This window comes from Nocardia sp. NPDC005745, from assembly GCF_040630775.1.
Lineage (GTDB): Bacteria > Actinomycetota > Actinomycetes > Mycobacteriales > Mycobacteriaceae > Nocardia.
Window position 1 is genome coordinate 23081 of sequence record NZ_JBEXYF010000031.1, and the last position, 15264, is coordinate 38344.

The following is a 15264-nucleotide window of genomic DNA, read 5'->3' on the forward strand; positions in this document are numbered from 1 at the left end:
CCAGTTCTTCGACCCCGAAGGAGCCTTATGTCCGCACCCAATCTCACTCGCGACCAAGCGATCGAACGCGCCGCGACAGTGTCGGTCGAGAACTACCGCGTCGAGCTGGACCTCACCGACGGCGCGGGCGAACCGGGCGAGCACACCTTCTTCTCCCGCAGCACCGTGACCTTCACCGCGACGCCGGGCGCGAGCACGTTCATCGACATCGTGGCGCGCGGCGTGCGCTCGGCGGTACTCAACGGCACCGCGCTGGACGTCTCCGACTACGACGAGTCCACCGGGATCACGCTGACCGGCCTGGCCGAGCGCAACGAGCTGGTGGTGGAGGCCGACTGCGAGTACTCGCACACCGGCGAGGGCCTGCACCGGTTCGTCGATCCCGCCGACGAGGCCGTGTACCTGTACTCGCAGTTCGAAACCGCCGATGCCAAGCGCATGTTCGCCTGCTTCGACCAGCCGGATCTCAAAGCCACCTTCGACCTCGCCGTCACCGCGCCGGAGGACTGGCAGGTCATCTCCAATGCCGCCGTCGTGCAGACGCTCGCGCCGGAGCCGGGCAAGCACGTCTTCCGCACCACCCCGAAGATGAGCACCTACCTGGTCGCGCTCATCGCAGGCCCGTACGCGCAGTGGACCGACGTCTACACCGACGAGCACGGCAGCATCCCGCTGGGCATCTACTGCCGGACCTCGCTGGCCGAGTACATGGACGCCGAGCGGCTGTTCACCGAGACCAAGCAGGGTTTCGGCTTCTACCACCGCAACTTCGGCGTGCCGTACGCGTTCGGCAAGTACGACCAGCTGTTCGTCCCCGAGTTCAACGCGGGCGCGATGGAGAACGCGGGCGCGGTGACCTTCCTGGAGGACTACGTCTTCCGGTCCAAGGTCACCCGAGCGTCCTACGAGCGCCGCGCCGAGACCGTGCTGCACGAGATGGCGCACATGTGGTTCGGCGACCTGGTCACCATGAAGTGGTGGGACGATCTGTGGCTGAACGAGTCGTTCGCCACCTTCGCGTCGGTGCTGTGCCAGTCCGAGGCCACCGAATACGCCAGCGCGTGGACCACGTTCGCGAACGTGGAGAAGTCCTGGGCCTACCGGCAGGACCAGCTGCCCTCCACCCACCCGATCGCCGCGGACATCCCCGATCTCGCCGCGGTCGAGGTGAACTTCGACGGCATCACCTACGCCAAGGGCGCCAGCGTCCTCAAGCAGCTCGTCGCCTATGTCGGTCTGGAGCCGTTCCTGGCCGGTCTGCGCGCGTACTTCGCCGATCACGCCTACGGCAACGCCACCTTCGACGACCTGCTGTCGGCGTTGGAGAAGTCGTCCGGTCGCGATCTGTCCACGTGGGGCGCGCAGTGGCTCAAGACCACCGGGCTGAACATCCTGCGCCCGGATTTCGAGGTGGACGCCGAGGGGAAGTTCGGCTCCTTCGCGGTGGTGCAGGAAGGCGCGCAGCCCGGCGCCGGTGAGCGGCGCGTGCACCGGCTGGCCATCGGCGTGTACGACTACCAGGACGGAAAGCTGGTGCGCACGAAGCGCGTCGAGCTCGACCTCGACGCTGCCGAACGGACCGAGGTGCCCGAGCTGGTCGGCGTGCCGCGCGGCAAGTTCGTGCTGGTCAACGACGACGATCTCACCTACTGCTCGATCCGCCTCGATGCCGATTCGCTCGACGTGCTGGTCAACCGCATCGCCGACATCGCGGAGCCGCTGCCGCGCACGCTGGCCTGGTCCGCGGCCTGGGAGATGACCCGCCAGGCGGAGTTCCGCGCCCGCGATTTCGTGGCGCTGGTCGAGCGTGGCGTCGGCGCCGAGACCGAGATCGGCGTGGTGCAGCGGCTGCTGATGCAAGCCAACACCGCGCTGAGCAGCTACGCCGATCCCGAATGGGCCGCGGCCACCGGCTGGCCGGAATACGCGAACCGGCTGCTGGAGCTGGCACGCGAAGCCGAGCCGGGCTCCGACCACCAGCTGGCCTTCGTCAACGCGCTGACCGGAGCGAAGCTGTCGGCCTGGCACACCGAGGTGCTGCGCGAACTGCTCGACGGCGATCCGGCGAAGGTCGGGCTGCCCGGTCTGGTCGTCGACACCGATCTGCGCTGGCGGCTTCTCGCCGCGCTCGCGGCGGCGGGCGAGGTGGACGCCGACGGGCTGGACACGCCGGTCATCGACCAAGAGCTGTCCAACGACCCGACGGCCGCGGGCAAGCGGCAGGCGGCCGCCGCGGCGACGGCGCGTCCGATCGCCGAGGTGAAGGAGCAGGCGTGGGCGACGGTGATGGGCGACGACTCGGTGCCCAATGTCACCGCCCGCTCGATCGTCGGCGGCTTCGCGCCCGCAGGACAGGGTGAGCTGCTCACGTCCTACGTGGAGCGATATTTCGCCGAGGTCCCCGGCGTCTGGGAGCGCCGCTCCAGTGAAGTGGCCCAGACCGTGGTGGTAGGCCTCTACCCGCACTGGGCGATCAGCGAGGACGCGGTGGCCGTCGCCGACAAGTTCCTCGCGGGCGACCACCCGCCGGCGCTGCGCCGCCTGGTCAGCGAGGGCAAGGCGGGCATCGAACGCTCGCTGCGCGCCCGCGCCTTCGACGCCCAGCCGTAGACGAAACCGGCGCTCCACCCGATCGGGTGGAGCGCCGGACTACGACAGCGAAACTACCTACCGATGGCGGCGGCCATCACGCGCACCGCGGAGACCACGCCGTCGATCAGCTGGCCTTGCCGGAACGAGCTGAGCGCGGCCGTGACGCCGAGCTGGCAGACGCGATCGTTCGCACGGTCGGCGACCGCCTTGCCCGAGCGCACCTCGATCGCCTTCTCGTTGGGCGATACGGCGATCAGCACCGAGTGCGCCGCCTCGGGCGTACCGGGGAAGATCGCGTCCGCAGCCGCGGCCGGGTCCTCGCCCAGATCGCCGATGTAGACGTTGAAGCGCACCTTGGTCGCGCGGGTCGCCTCGGTCAGCACGTTGTCCATGGTGAGCCGCTCTTCATCGTTGAACGGCGCTTCCTTGAACACATCGCCCGCCTCGTGCACGCCGGAGACGCGCCCGCTGGTGGTGATGGCGTATCCGTGCGGCAAATCGGCTTCGACCACCGCGGGCCACTTAGAACCTGCCACTTGCCCGTCCTCCGATCAGTTCCACCTCGGTGGACTCGATGGCCGCATGGTGTCCATGCGGCGTTTCCGGAAAGTGGTGACCCGAGCCGATCACCTCTTCAGTGGCACTCCACAGCACCGGCGACTGGGTCCACTTCTGGCCGAGGGCGAAGTGGACCGGCTTCTCGCCAGGCAGCGGCTTACCGAGGAACGACAATCCGGCGATCACGCCGTAGATCACCAGCGGGATGCCGGCGAAGATCAGCACTGTCTCGAGAATGCTCACGGGTCAAAGGTAGACGATCCTCTGTAGTAGTTCTCCGTCCGGTCGCGCCGGAACGCCGTCCGAGTCGACGGCACCGGCGCCAAGCTGGGAGTTTCGCCGTGCCTCAGACCAGCCAGGCCGCCGCGTTGGGCGGCAGCTGGCCGCCCTCGGCAGGCGCGCTGGCCAGCAGCACGTCTCCCGGCGGTAGCTGGATGGGCGCGTCCGAGGCGTTGAGCACGCAGACCAGTCCGCCCGGTCGGCGGAACGCGAGACAGCCCGGCGGGCTGCCGTACCACTCGACCCGGTCCCCCGCGAACTCCGGACGCAGCGAGCGCAGTTCGATACCGAGGCGATACAGCGACAGGGTCGACCCCAGCTCCTCGAGCTGAGCCTCCACGGTCAGCGGCGCCCAGTCCGGCGGCATGGGCAGCCACGGTGTTCCGGTGGTGAACCCGTACGGCGGCGTGGCGCCCTCCCACGGCAGCGGCACCCGGCACCCGTCACGGCCGCGCTGGGTGTGCCCGGAGCGCTCCCACACCGGATCCTGCAACACATCGTCCGGCAGGTCGTCGACGTTGGGCAGCCCCAGCTCGGAGCCGTTGTAGATGAAGACCGCGCCGGGCAGCGCCAGTTCCAGCAGGATCATCGCCCGAGCGCGCGCGACGCCGAGTGCGCCGCCGCCGTACCGGGTGACCTCGCGCTCGATGTCGTGGTTGGACAGCGTCCAGGTGGGGACGGCGAAGACCGGGGCGACGGCGGCGAGCGAGTTGTCGATCGCGTCGCGCACCGCCTCGGCGTCGAACGACGATTCCGCGAGGCGGAAGTTGAACGCCAGGTGCAGTTCGTCGGGGCGTACGTACTCGCCGAAGCGGGTGTTGTCGTTCACCCACACTTCACCGATGGTCACCGCGTCGGGGTATTCCTCGACCACCTTGCGGATCCGGCGGTGGATGTCGTGGACGGCGGGATTGTTGAACCGCGGGTCGCTGTCGTCGTGCGCCAGCAGGGCCGAGGCGGACAACTGGGGCATGTCGGGCAAACCGTCCGGCTTGGCCATGCCGTGCGCGACGTCGATCCGGAACCCGTCCACCCCCCGGTCGAGCCAGAACCGCAGCGTCTGCTCGAAATCGGCGGCGACCTCGGCATTCGACCAGTTCAGGTCCGGCTGTTCCCGGGCGAAGATGTGCAGGTACCACTGGCCGGGCGTGCCGTCGGGTTCGGTGATCCTCGTCCAGGCCGGGCCACCGAAGATGCTCGGCCAGTTGTTGGGCGGCTCGGCGCCGCCGGGCCCACGGCCGTCGCGGAAGATGTACCGGTCGCGCTCCGGACTGCCGGGAGCCGCGGCCAGTGCCGCGCGGAACCACGGATGCCGGTCGCTGGTGTGGTTGGGCACCAGGTCCATGGTCACCCTGATCCGGCGGGCGTGCGCCTCGGCGATCAGCGCGTCCATCGCGGCGAGCCCGCCGAAGAGCTGATCGATGTCACGCGGGTCGGCAACGTCGTAGCCACCGTCGGCCATCGGCGAACGCATCACGGGGCAGATCCACAGCGCGTCGACCCCGAGCAGTTCGAGATAGCCCAGTTTGTCCCGGACTCCCCCGAGATCGCCGACCCCGTCTCCGCTCGAGTCCGCGAAAGATCTCGGATAAACCTGGTAGAACACGGCCGACCGCCACCACGACTGAGTGGTGGGATCCACCGGCGCCGTTACGGCTGGTGCATCACTCACATCCGCAATAGTGCCAAAGTTTCGACGCGAAAGCCTTCAGGCGAGATAGCTTTCGAATCGCGGGCAAATGTTCAGCAGCGACCCGCAGGGAGGCGAAAAACCCTGCTCTACACCGTTTCTCAGGCGCCATGCCCCCGTCACCCCGGGTTCACCAGCGAATCCGTCGTCACCACAACGCGGTAGAAAACACACTGCCGCCCCATGGCGAACGCATTGTCAGAACGGGGCGTTCACCAAGGAGTTGGCTGCCATCTCCAAGTAGTCCAACAGCGCCTTGCGATGCTCGTCATCCAGGGTTTCGGGCTCGATCTCGGCGACCGCGATGCGCATACACCGCAGCCATGCGTCCCGCTCGATGGGTCCGATGGTGAACGGCATGTGCCGCATGCGCAGGCGAGGGTGGCCGCGCTCGTCGGAGTAGGTGCGCGGACCGCCCCAGTACTGCTCGAGGAACATTCGCAAGCGCCGCTCCGCCGGGCCGAGATCCTCCTCCGGATACAGCGGGCGCAGCACCTCGTCGGAGGCCACCTCGCGATAGAACGTCGCGACGAGCCGCTGGAACGTCTCCGCCCCACCGACCGCCTCGTAGAACGACGTCGCCGTCTGCTCGCCCGAAGTCATAGACCCTCTCGATTCACCGGATGCGCCGCTGTCCATTGTGCCCGCGCGGGGGGACTGCCGCCGCACTGCCCTCGCGCTGCCGCTCGGCAACCGGAACATCGCGCTGAAATGGCACTTCAGCCACAGTTAACCGGACATTGTTGAAAATCACCGTGCAATGCCCGACATTCCATGGTCAACTGGGTGACAGTCTCTGCTTTGCAGATACCACATGATCCTGCCAATCATGAAATCGAGGTCGAGATGAAGCAGCGGCACAGCGCCCGATCACACGAGGCGCGAGCGCACCGACAACTCCAGCCCGCCGACGTCCACAATCGTGGGTCGGGGGCTACTCCGCTGCACATCGTGTCCGACCATCATCCGGGTGGACATCGTGGCCATCACGACCACGGGCCCCGCCCCACCGCCCCGCCCGCCGAAGGCACGAACTGGCTCAAGACCAGGGTGTTGCTGTTGAACGCCACCTATGAGCCGCTCACCGCTCTGTCCGCGCGCCGCGCGATCGTCCTGCTCATCTGCGACAAGGCCGACGCCATTCATCACAGTGACGAAGGGCCGGTAGTCCACTCCGCCGAGACGGCGGTGGCCATCCCCTCCGTGATCCGCCTGCGCAGCTATGTCCACGTCCCGTACCGCGCCCGGGTGCCGATGACCCGCGCCGCCCTCATGCACCGCGATCGCTACCGCTGCGGTTACTGCGGCGGCAAGGCCGAGACCATCGATCACGTCATCCCGCGCAGCCGCGGCGGGGAACATTCCTGGGAGAACTGCGTCGCCAGCTGCGCGCCGTGCAACCACCGCAAAGCCGACAAGCTGCTCAGCGAGCTGGGCTGGACGCTGCGAGCCCCGCTGGTCTCGCCGAAGGGCCCGCACTGGCGCCTGCTGTCCACCACCGCCGAACTCGACCCGGTGTGGTTGCAGTATCTCGGCGAAGGCGCCGCCTGAGGGTCAGGTGTATTCCACCACCAGCGTCGCCCAAGTCGGCGACGCGAGCGCCTCGAAGACGTGTGGCCGGTCACCCGGGTATGCGATGTAGTCGCCCGGGTGCAGTTCGACGGGCGCGTCGACCGGTCCGACGAGCGCGCGTCCCTCGGCGAGCAGTACATGTTCGACCACCCCGGCGATGTGCGGATCCGACCGGCGCGCATGCCCCGGCTCCGCGGTGATGCGAAACAGATCGCGGCGGGAATTGGCCGGCCCGGCCGCCAGCAGGGTCGCCCGGTACTCGGATTGCTCGGCCGCGACCACCGGGCCCTCACCGGCACGAATCACGTGCACGCTCGGGCGCGGCGGGTCGAGCAATCGGGAGAACGGCATATCCAGGGTGACGCACAGCGCCCACAGGGTTTCCAGGCTCGGATTCCCGGTACCCGACTCCAACTGTGACAGCGTGGATTTCGCGATACCCGCCCGGCCGGCGACCTCGCTCAGCGACAACCCGGCCCGAGTCCGCTCGCGGCGCAGCGCGGCGGCGATCACCGCCTGGGGTGTTGTCGTCGCGTCCTGCTCGGTCATACCCGCTCCGTTTGTTCTGCGTCGCCTGTGGCGCTACGTCTACGGTCTCGCTTCGCTCGAAACCTGTGGCCGGGCGAATAGCGACAGAAAACCATATTGACGGAACCGGGCGCCATGTTCACTATAAACAACATGCGTTCGATATGGCGAACACTCGATCGAGACGTGATGGCGGGCATCGGGGCGGTGTGTCTCGCCGTCGGCGTGATGGGGGTCTCCTACGGGGCGACCGCGGTCGCGGCGGGCTTGCCGATCTGGCTCCCGATCCTGCTCGGGTGCGTGGTACTCGCCGGAAGTTCGGAATTCCTCTTCATCGGCATCGTGGCCGCGGGGGGCAGTCCGATCGCGGCGGTGCTGGCGGGTTTGCTGGTGAACGCCAGGCATGTGCCGTACGGGCTGTCGGTCCCCGACGCGGTAGGCACGGGTTGGCGCAGGTCACTGGGCGTCCATCTGATGAACGACGAGTCGGTCGCCATGACCATCGCGCAGCCCGACGCGCGGCGCAGGCGGGCGGCCTACTGGCTCACGGGCGCGGGGGTGCTGCTCGCCTGGCCCGGCGGCGCGGCCATCGGGGCGTTGATCGGATCGGTAATCCCGGACACATCGGCGTTCGGACTCGACGCGGTGTTTCCCGCAGTCCTGCTCGCGCTGGTGCTGCCGGCTCTGCGGGATCGCACCACCCTCGCCGCGGTGGGTGCGGGCACGGCGATCGCGCTGGCCTGCGCTCCGTTCCTGCCCACCGGACTGCCGGTCCTGCTCGCCCTCTGCGGGGTGCTGGTCGCGGCGCGGGGAAAACCTGAGCAGTCGGCCGCACGGGGAGCCGTGTGATGCTGGCCGCCGGAATCATCGCCCTCGCCGCGGGCACCTACGCGTTTCGCTGGGCCGGGCCCGCGCTGCGCGAGCGGGTGCGCATTCCGGCGCGCGCGGTGCGCATGCTGGAAATCGGCGCCGTCGTGCTGCTGGCCGCGGTGGTGGCCGTGACCACCCTGCCGATCGGCACCGCGAGCCTCGGATTCGCCGTGCCCGCAGGCGTTCTCGTCGGCGGAGTGTTGGCCTGGTACCAACGCCCCATCTTGCTGGTCATGCTCGCCGCCGCCGCGACGGCGGCACTCCTTCGCTCGATCGGCGTCCCCTGACAGGCCCGAATAGGCTTTCTGCCACCTTTTTTCGCGAAGGGCGGCGCCGTCCCCTCCTGCCGACGGCGCCGCCCATACCATCGATCGTTCCCGGGCGTCCACGTGCTACCGGGTCCGCCTCGCTACCGGAATACCGCCGCGTACAGCACAACCGAGCTCGATGATGACCGTCCGGAACGAATTCGATTCTCGCGAAAGGCCGGTCCGGCAAACGGCGGATCCGTCGTCAGCGGATCGTGCGCGCGACCGACGGCAGCATGACCGCCCGTCGGCATCAACGGGCGATCCACCCTCGAAGCAAGCCGCCGACACCGCAACACCCCGCGCAGACAACTGTCGATACGCGCGGCGGCCGCTGGCAGCACACCGCCCACCGGCACCAGCGGGCGATCCACCCCTCGAGGCGGGGCCGACCGCGCCGCGAAACCGCCACATCGTGGAGCGAAAGTATTGCGAGGCAGCACAATCGGTGGTCCGGGAAGCGTTTTCGGTCCCCGAGGACACTCGCGCGTCGATAGCCACTCTCGCACCGCTCTCCCGCTGCCCCGGGCCGCGCGCATCGACGGGACGTCGGCGTCTACGCGGAAGCAGCAAGCTGAAGGTGCACTCGACGACACGGACGTAGACATTCGAGCGGCGCAACGATGTCCGGCCCACAGCGGTTTCAGCACGCGGCACGCTCAATGCGGCAGCAGGGGAATCCCTCCGCCGAGCCGCCGAGCCACGGAGCCGTAGCGGGCGTCGAGCCGCAGCCATGTCCTGGTCGCCCGGACACGCACGATCTCGGTGGGCGGAATACGGCGGGCGTCGGCCTTCTCCCCCGAATGCGGGATGAAGTCCATGGCCGTGAGGGCGAAGACGACCCGCATCGGCACCTGCACCCGGGCGCCCGCGCCGGACACGGTCAGCACCGCCTGATCGAGCAACGAGGCGGGCGGGCCGTGACTGCTGCCGTGTTCCTTCGCCAGCTGCGCACCCTGCTCGGCGAGTTCCACCAAGGTGCGCGCGGGCACGTCGTCGACGTGCGCGAAACCGTCCGTGGGCGGCAGCGCGCCACGCCACGCGGAATCCATCGAGAATCCCAGGTCGATCGGACCGCCGCTCGCCGAACCGGCCAGCACGAGATCGGCGCCGACGGTCACGTCGTCGACACCGAGCTCGGCGACCACCGTGCGCATGGCCAGCGCCTCGAAACCCGTCGCCACCCAGGCCGCGACGTACTTCTCCCCGCGGCGGCGCAAGCGCACCACCGCCGCCGGGTCCAACCGCACGGCCCTGGTCAGAAACGTCGCGAGGTTTTCTCGCTCCGCCGGATCCGGCACATGTAGCACTCGTTGTTCCGCTATCACGGCAGCACCGCCGTCAGCACTCGACGATCATCGACGCGCGGCCACTCACTCCATCCATTCGGACAGGTAATCACGCTCGGCGTCGGTGAGCCTGCGCAATCGCTGCGCCCGCATGTCGAACGCCGCGATCTGCGTGGACGCGACCACGGCCGCGGGCGAATCGGGCTGCGCGCCCGCCGCCCGCACCTCGTAGCCGATGGTGAAGTCGACCGCGCGCAACTGCTCGATCCACATGGCGATATCCAGCGGCGTGTCCTCGTGCCGCAGCTGGCCGCGGTAGCGGACCCGCAGGTCGGCGAGTACGCATCCCTCGCGCAGCGGGGCGGTCGGCCGGCCGTCCTCGAACAGCCACGGAATCCGCGCCTCCTCCAGCAACGTCACCATCCGGGCATGGTTGACGTGCTGGAACACGTCCATGTCCGACCACCTGACGTCCACCTTGGCGTGGAAACGCCTGGGCAGCACGAGGCTGCCCGCCGCTTTCCCACTTCCGCTCACCGAACTCGTCAACGTGGTACCTCCGATTGAGCGCCCACCCCGCTCACCATGCTCCGCACTTGCCGCGCTGCAACCGACAACGTGGCGAGATCGTGGGTTCCGGACTCGAACAATTCCGACAGCGCCGCCCTGGCTCGGCCGAGGCGGGACTGATTCTTCGACTCCCAGTATGCAATCTTCTCATCCGCCGTCTCCTCGGGGTCGCCGCCGGAGAGCACGTCGAGGGTGAGCGAGCGCAGCGACCCGTACATGTCGTCGCGCAGCGCGAGCCGCGCCAGCGCGTGCCAGCGGTCGCCGCGTTCGAGGTGGCTGACCGCCTGCAACAGCCAGTCGATCTTGAGGTGATCGTTGAGCGCGTAGTACAGCGACCCCACCTCGTCGCCGTCCCGGTCGGTGATGTCGGCGATGTCCACGATGTCCAGCAGCGGGAACAGGTGGAGCAGGCCGAAGACCTCGGTGGCCAGATCGGTCGGCGCGCCGCGGGCGATCAGCTCGGCGGACCGCTCGGTGAGGGTCGACACGTGATGTCCGCGCAGCCATCCCGGCACCTTCGGGGCCAGTTCGCGCACGTCGGCGCGGTACCGGCTGATTTCCGAGCCCACCGCGATCGGCTGCGGCCGGTTGCTCAGCAGCCAGCGGGACGCCCGGTCCAGCGTGCGCTTCGTCTCCAGTTCGAGCAGGTCGCGCACCGACGTGGGCGCGTCGCACGCGCGAATTCGTGTCCACGTCTTGTGCAGGTCGAAGATCCCGCTGGCGGCGGCGAAAGCGCGCACCGCGTCGGTGGTGGTGGCGCCGACCTCCTCGTTCAATCGGTGCGCGTAGGTGATGCCGCCGTAGTCCACCATCTCGTTGGCGATCATGGTGGTGACGATCTCCCGGCGCAGCCGGTGCCGCTTGATCGCCGCCCCGAAACGGTCGCGCAGCGGTGTCGGGAAGTAATCCGGCAGCCGCATGGCGAAGTACTGGCTGTCGGGCAGGTCGGAATCGAGCAGATCGGCCTTGAGCGAGAGCTTCACGTGCGCCATCAGATTGGCCAGCTCCGGCGATGCCAGCCCGGAGCCTTCTTCCAGCCTGCGCTTCATCTCCTGATCCGAGGGCAGCGCCTCGAGTTCGCGATCCAGGCCGCGCCGCTCTTCGAGATCCTCGACGAGCCGCATCTGCACGCTCAGCATCTGCGACGCCTCGGTGCGCGAGATACCCATGAGGAAGTTCTGCGCCACGTTGTCCCGCAGGACCATCTGCGCGACCTCGTCGGTCATCGATGCCAGCAGCGGATTGCGGTCGTCCGGCGGCAGCTGACCGCCGGAGACGACGGCATCGAGCAGGATCTTGATGTTGACCTCGTGGTCGGAGCAGTCCACGCCCGCCGAGTTGTCCAAGGCGTCGGTGTTCATCTTGCCGCCGTTGCGGCAGAACTCGATGCGGCCCAGCGCCGTCGCACCGAGGTTGCCGCCCTCGCCGATCACCTTGACCCGCAACTTGCTCCCGTTGACGCGAACCGGGTCGTTGGACTTGTCGCCCACTTCGGCATTGGTCTCGGTGCTCGCCTTGATGTAGGTGCCGATCCCGCCGTTCCACAGCAGATCGACCGGGGCCTGCAGAATGGCACGGACCAGATCCGGCGGCGACAGTGAGACGACGTCATCGCCGAGGCCAAGCGCCGCCCTGGCCTGCGGGCTGATCGGCACGGCCTTCACGGTGCGGTCCCACACACCTCCACCGGAACTGATCAGCGACGTGTCGTAATCCGCCCACGACGATCTCGGCAGCGCGAACATCCGCTGCCGCTCCCGGTAGGAACGCGCCGCGTCCGGATCGGGATCGAGGAAGATGTGCCGGTGGTCGAAGGCGGCCACCAGACGAATGTGCTCGGACAGCAGCATGCCGTTACCGAAGACATCGCCGCTCATGTCACCGATGCCTACCACGGTGAAGTCCTGAGTCTGCGTATCGATGTCCATCTCGCGGAAGTGCCGCTTCACGCTCTCCCACGCGCCCTTGGCCGTGATGCCCATCGCCTTGTGGTCGTAACCCGCGGATCCACCGGAAGCGAACGCGTCGCCCAACCAGAAGCCATAACTCTGGGCCACATCGTTGGCGATGTCGGAGAACGTCGCGGTGCCCTTGTCGGCCGCCACCACCAGGTAGGTGTCGTCACCATCGCGCCGCACGACTCGGGCGGGGGGCAGCACCTCCCCGCTCGCGCGGTCCACATTGTCGGTGACATCCAGCAGGCCGGAGATGAAGGTGCGGTAGCAGGACACGCCCTCGGAACCCAGCGCCTGCCGGTCCGCGACCGGATCGCCCGTGGCCGCCGGCGGTTGCTTCACCACAAAGCCGCCCTTCGCGCCGACCGGCACGATCACCGCGTTCTTCACCGCCTGCGCCTTGACCAGACCCAGGATCTCGGTACGGAAATCCTCCAAGCGGTCCGACCACCGCAATCCGCCACGCGCCACCGGACCGAATCGCAGGTGCACGCCCTCCACCCGAGGCGAGTACACGAAGATCTCGAACTGCGGCTTCGGTTTCGGCAATTCGGCGATCTCCCGCGGTTCGACCTTCACCGAGACGTAGTCGCGCGGCTTGCCCTCCGCGTCGGTCACGTAGTAATTGGTGCGCAGCGTCGCCTTGATCAGGCCGAGGATCGCGCGCAGGATGCGGTCCGCGTCCAGGCTGACCACCTCGTCGATCCGGCCGCGCACCTGCGTCTCGAGTTCCGCGGCGTGCTCGGCGGAGACGGTGTCGGGATCGAAGCGCGCCGCGAACAGGTCGACGAACAGGCGCGCGATATCCGGATAGGTGAGCAGCACACGGCAGATATTGGCCTGGCTGTACGGAAAACCCGCCTGCTGTAAATACTTCGCGTAGGTGCGCAGGATCGAGACGGCCCGCCACGGCAACCGGGCGCGCAGCACGAGTTCGTTCAGGCCGTCCGCCTCCGCGCGGCCGTACCACATCGCCTCGAAGGCTTCCACGAACCGCTCCCGCAGCCCGCGCACTTCCGCCTCCAGCACGTCGGCGCGCTTGGAGGACTCCAGCAGTTCCGCGTCCAGATCTCGATCGAGCGAACTGCGCAGCAGGTCCGCGCGGGCGAGCAGGCCGAAGTCGTAGATCCACCGCTCACCGCCTTCGGCGCCGTCGGCGGCCTCCAGCTCGATCTGGTAGGGCCGCTCGTCGACCACCTCGACGCCGAGGCTCTGCAACAGCGGAAGCACCTGGCTCAACGAGATCCCGCTGCCACCGATGTAGAACGTGAAGCGCCATGAACCCGGCGCCGAACCGGGCTTGCGGTACAGGTATTGGTCGATACCGCCGTCGCGCAGCCGCTCCAGGCGCACGATGTCCCGCAGCGCGCGGGGCGCGGCGAAATCCTGCTTGTAGCCCTCGGGAAAAGCTTCCGCGTACTGCTGCACCACGGCGGGGTCGAGCACCGTCGACGTGCTCACCTCGTCGTTCAGGCGGTCGTCCCAGGTACGAGTCGCCTCGGCGAGCAGGTTCTGCAGACGCAGCCGGTTGGGCTCGGAAGTGTCGGCGACGGGCGCCGTCCGCCGCGGGGCGCCGTGCTCGGCTTCCGGCATGCGCACCGTGAAATACACACGCGCCAAATCGCTTTCGCCCACTCGCGCGGAGTAGTCGATGGATACCCCACCCAGTTCGCGGACCAGGATCTCCTGCATCTCCAGCCGCGCCCTGGTGGTGTAGCGGTCACGGGGCAGGTAGACCAGGCAGGCGACATAGCGGCCGTAGGTGTCCGCGCGCAGGAAAAGGCGCACCTGGCGGCGCAAGCCCACGCTCAGTACGGCGGTGGCGGTGCGGCGCAGCGTCTCGCCGTCGGCGGAGAACAACTCGGTGCGGGGGAACGACTGGATGACCTCGAGCATCGCCTGACCGGAGAACGATTCCAGGTCGAATCCGCTCTCCTCGATCGCCGTGCGCACTCGGCGCTCGATCACCGGGATGTCCAGGACGTTCTCGTGTACGGCGGTGACCGTGAAGACGCCGATGAACAAGTGCTCGCCGATCACCGCTCCGTTCGCGTCGAAATCGGCGACGCTGACGAAGTACGGGTACACCGCACGATGCACGGTAGCCGGAACGAGTCCCTGCGTGAGGGTCAGCAGCGGACGGTCGCCGCCGTTGACCGGCACGTGGAAGTCGGTGCCCACGTCCGGCCGCAGTACGCCGAGGCAGGTGGCGGGCAGGACGGTGGTCATCTCCCTGCCCTGGTCGCTGCTCAGCCGGTAGCGCGCGTATCCGAGGAGGGTGAAATTCCCCCCGGCCAGCCAGCGCAGCAAGTTGGCGGTGTCGGTCAGTTCGGCCGGTTCGAACGGCGCCGTCCCGGATCGCGCGGCCCGCTCCAGGTCGTCGGCCAGCTTGCTCTGCGCGTCCTTGATGGCCTCGGTGTCACCGATCACCTGACGCACGTCGTCCACCACGTCCGGCATCGCGGATTCGACCTTGGCCAGCAGCGCCGCGCTGGTCGACGGGTGCAATTGCACGTGCATCCAGGATTCGCGCAGCCCGGCTGCGCCGGTGCCGTCTACCTCGTGCGCGGCGGCGTGCGTCAACCTGCCCTGCTCGTCCCGCTCGACCTCGAAGATCGGGTGGATGATCTCGCTGACGCTCACGCCGATCCGGCTCAGCGACGAGCTGATCGACTCGACCAGCAGCGGCATGTCGTCGGTGACGATCTGTACCGCCGCACCGATTCCGGAAGCGTCATCCGGGTGGTAAACCCGGACCAGCGCGCGACCCGGGCGGCGAGTCACGGCCAACTCCAAATGCCTGCGGAAGATCTGGGTGATGCCGGTGATCGCACAGTCCACATCGCCCGCGTCGACGTGGCGGAAGTACGCTTCCTCGAGCGTCGCGAGTTCGCCGCGCAGTGACTGCGGCAAACCCGCGGCCCACGCCGCGCTGGACAATTCGGACGAGACGGTCATTTTTCGCCAACTCCCTCGGATATCGGTTCCGTAACAAAGTGACGCCGGTCCGAGAGTAACTGTGCGCCGAGGACGCGTGGGTGAATTCCTTTCGA

The 15264-nt window shown here is 68.2% G+C and carries 12 protein-coding genes; 4 read left to right on the top strand and 8 right to left on the bottom strand.

All coding sequences use genetic code 11. The features are described 5' to 3' along the window. The first annotated feature begins 27 nt into the window (after positions 1-27). Complete coding sequence (gene pepN, locus ABZ420_RS27110; protein WP_357128230.1) at positions 28-2610, top strand: aminopeptidase N; 2583 nt, start codon at positions 28-30, stop codon at positions 2608-2610. Between the two features lie 53 nt (positions 2611-2663). On the opposite strand, the gene ABZ420_RS27115 is transcribed toward pepN, so the two are convergent. The 4 genes from ABZ420_RS27115 to ABZ420_RS27130 form a co-directional block, all read right to left on the bottom strand. Next, positions 2664-3128, bottom strand: a complete 465-nt coding sequence (locus ABZ420_RS27115) for a DUF5130 domain-containing protein (RefSeq protein WP_040865404.1) — start codon at positions 3126-3128, stop codon at positions 2664-2666. Then, positions 3115-3393 (bottom strand): hypothetical protein, encoded by a 279-nt coding sequence (locus ABZ420_RS27120; RefSeq protein ID WP_357128233.1) that lies wholly within the window; start codon positions 3391-3393, stop codon positions 3115-3117. Before ABZ420_RS27120 ends, ABZ420_RS27115 begins: the two co-directional genes overlap by 14 nt. Before the next feature lie 103 nt (positions 3394-3496). Further along, positions 3497-5071 (bottom strand): alpha-amylase family glycosyl hydrolase, encoded by a 1575-nt coding sequence (locus tag ABZ420_RS27125; RefSeq protein WP_357128366.1) that lies wholly within the window; start codon positions 5069-5071, stop codon positions 3497-3499. 246 nt (positions 5072-5317) lie between these two features. Then, positions 5318-5722, bottom strand: coding sequence for a globin (locus ABZ420_RS27130; protein ID WP_357128236.1), 405 nt, complete (start codon positions 5720-5722; stop codon positions 5318-5320). 243 nt (positions 5723-5965) lie between these two features. On the opposite strand from ABZ420_RS27130, the gene ABZ420_RS27135 reads away from it, so the two are divergent. After that, entirely contained in the window at positions 5966-6670 is a 705-nt protein-coding gene (locus ABZ420_RS27135; RefSeq protein WP_174315501.1) for an HNH endonuclease, read from the top strand. Between the two features lie 3 nt (positions 6671-6673). Here ABZ420_RS27135 and ABZ420_RS27140 read toward each other — a convergent pair whose 3' ends face one another. Then, positions 6674-7240: an XRE family transcriptional regulator gene (locus ABZ420_RS27140; protein WP_062977186.1), complete on the bottom strand. Its 567-nt coding sequence runs from the start codon at positions 7238-7240 to the stop codon at positions 6674-6676. 132 nt (positions 7241-7372) lie between these two features. On the opposite strand from ABZ420_RS27140, the gene ABZ420_RS27145 reads away from it, so the two are divergent. Together ABZ420_RS27145 and ABZ420_RS27150 are read left to right on the top strand one after the other, a co-directional pair. After that, on the top strand, positions 7373-8068 hold the full coding sequence (locus ABZ420_RS27145; RefSeq protein ID WP_357128240.1) for an AzlC family ABC transporter permease: 696 nt from the start codon (positions 7373-7375) through the stop codon (positions 8066-8068). After that, positions 8068-8376: an AzlD domain-containing protein gene (locus ABZ420_RS27150; RefSeq protein ID WP_357128243.1), complete on the top strand. Its 309-nt coding sequence runs from the start codon at positions 8068-8070 to the stop codon at positions 8374-8376. Before ABZ420_RS27145 ends, ABZ420_RS27150 begins: the two co-directional genes overlap by 1 nt. Positions 8377-9056: 680 nt before the next feature. Here ABZ420_RS27150 and ABZ420_RS27155 read toward each other — a convergent pair. The 3 genes from ABZ420_RS27155 to ABZ420_RS27165 form a co-directional block, all read right to left on the bottom strand. Then, the gene (locus ABZ420_RS27155; RefSeq protein ID WP_357128246.1) at positions 9057-9707 is read right to left on the bottom strand and encodes a hypothetical protein; all 651 of its coding nucleotides are present in this window, start codon (positions 9705-9707) and stop codon (positions 9057-9059) included. A 63-nt stretch (positions 9708-9770) separates the two neighbouring features. Further along, positions 9771-10223 (bottom strand): thioesterase family protein, encoded by a 453-nt coding sequence (locus ABZ420_RS27160; RefSeq protein WP_063053764.1) that lies wholly within the window; start codon positions 10221-10223, stop codon positions 9771-9773. An 8-nt stretch (positions 10224-10231) separates the two neighbouring features. Continuing rightward, complete coding sequence (locus ABZ420_RS27165) at positions 10232-15169, bottom strand: NAD-glutamate dehydrogenase (RefSeq protein ID WP_357128249.1); 4938 nt, start codon at positions 15167-15169, stop codon at positions 10232-10234. Positions 15170-15264 lie beyond the last annotated feature (95 nt).

What these genes read in the sequence shown, in the direction of transcription:
- pepN (WP_357128230.1), top strand. Translation starts at nt 28, where the DNA reads ATGTCCGCACCCAATCTCACTCGCGACCAAGCGATCGAACGCGCCGCG.
- ABZ420_RS27130 (WP_357128236.1), bottom strand. Translation starts at nt 5,722, where the DNA reads ATGACTTCGGGCGAGCAGACGGCGACGTCGTTCTACGAGGCGGTCGGT.
- ABZ420_RS27135 (WP_174315501.1), top strand. Translation starts at nt 5,966, where the DNA reads ATGAAGCAGCGGCACAGCGCCCGATCACACGAGGCGCGAGCGCACCGA.
- ABZ420_RS27140 (WP_062977186.1), bottom strand. Translation starts at nt 7,240, where the DNA reads ATGACCGAGCAGGACGCGACGACAACACCCCAGGCGGTGATCGCCGCC.
- ABZ420_RS27145 (WP_357128240.1), top strand. Translation starts at nt 7,373, where the DNA reads ATGCGTTCGATATGGCGAACACTCGATCGAGACGTGATGGCGGGCATC.
- ABZ420_RS27150 (WP_357128243.1), top strand. Translation starts at nt 8,068, where the DNA reads ATGCTGGCCGCCGGAATCATCGCCCTCGCCGCGGGCACCTACGCGTTT.
- ABZ420_RS27165 (WP_357128249.1), bottom strand. Translation starts at nt 15,169, where the DNA reads ATGACCGTCTCGTCCGAATTGTCCAGCGCGGCGTGGGCCGCGGGTTTG.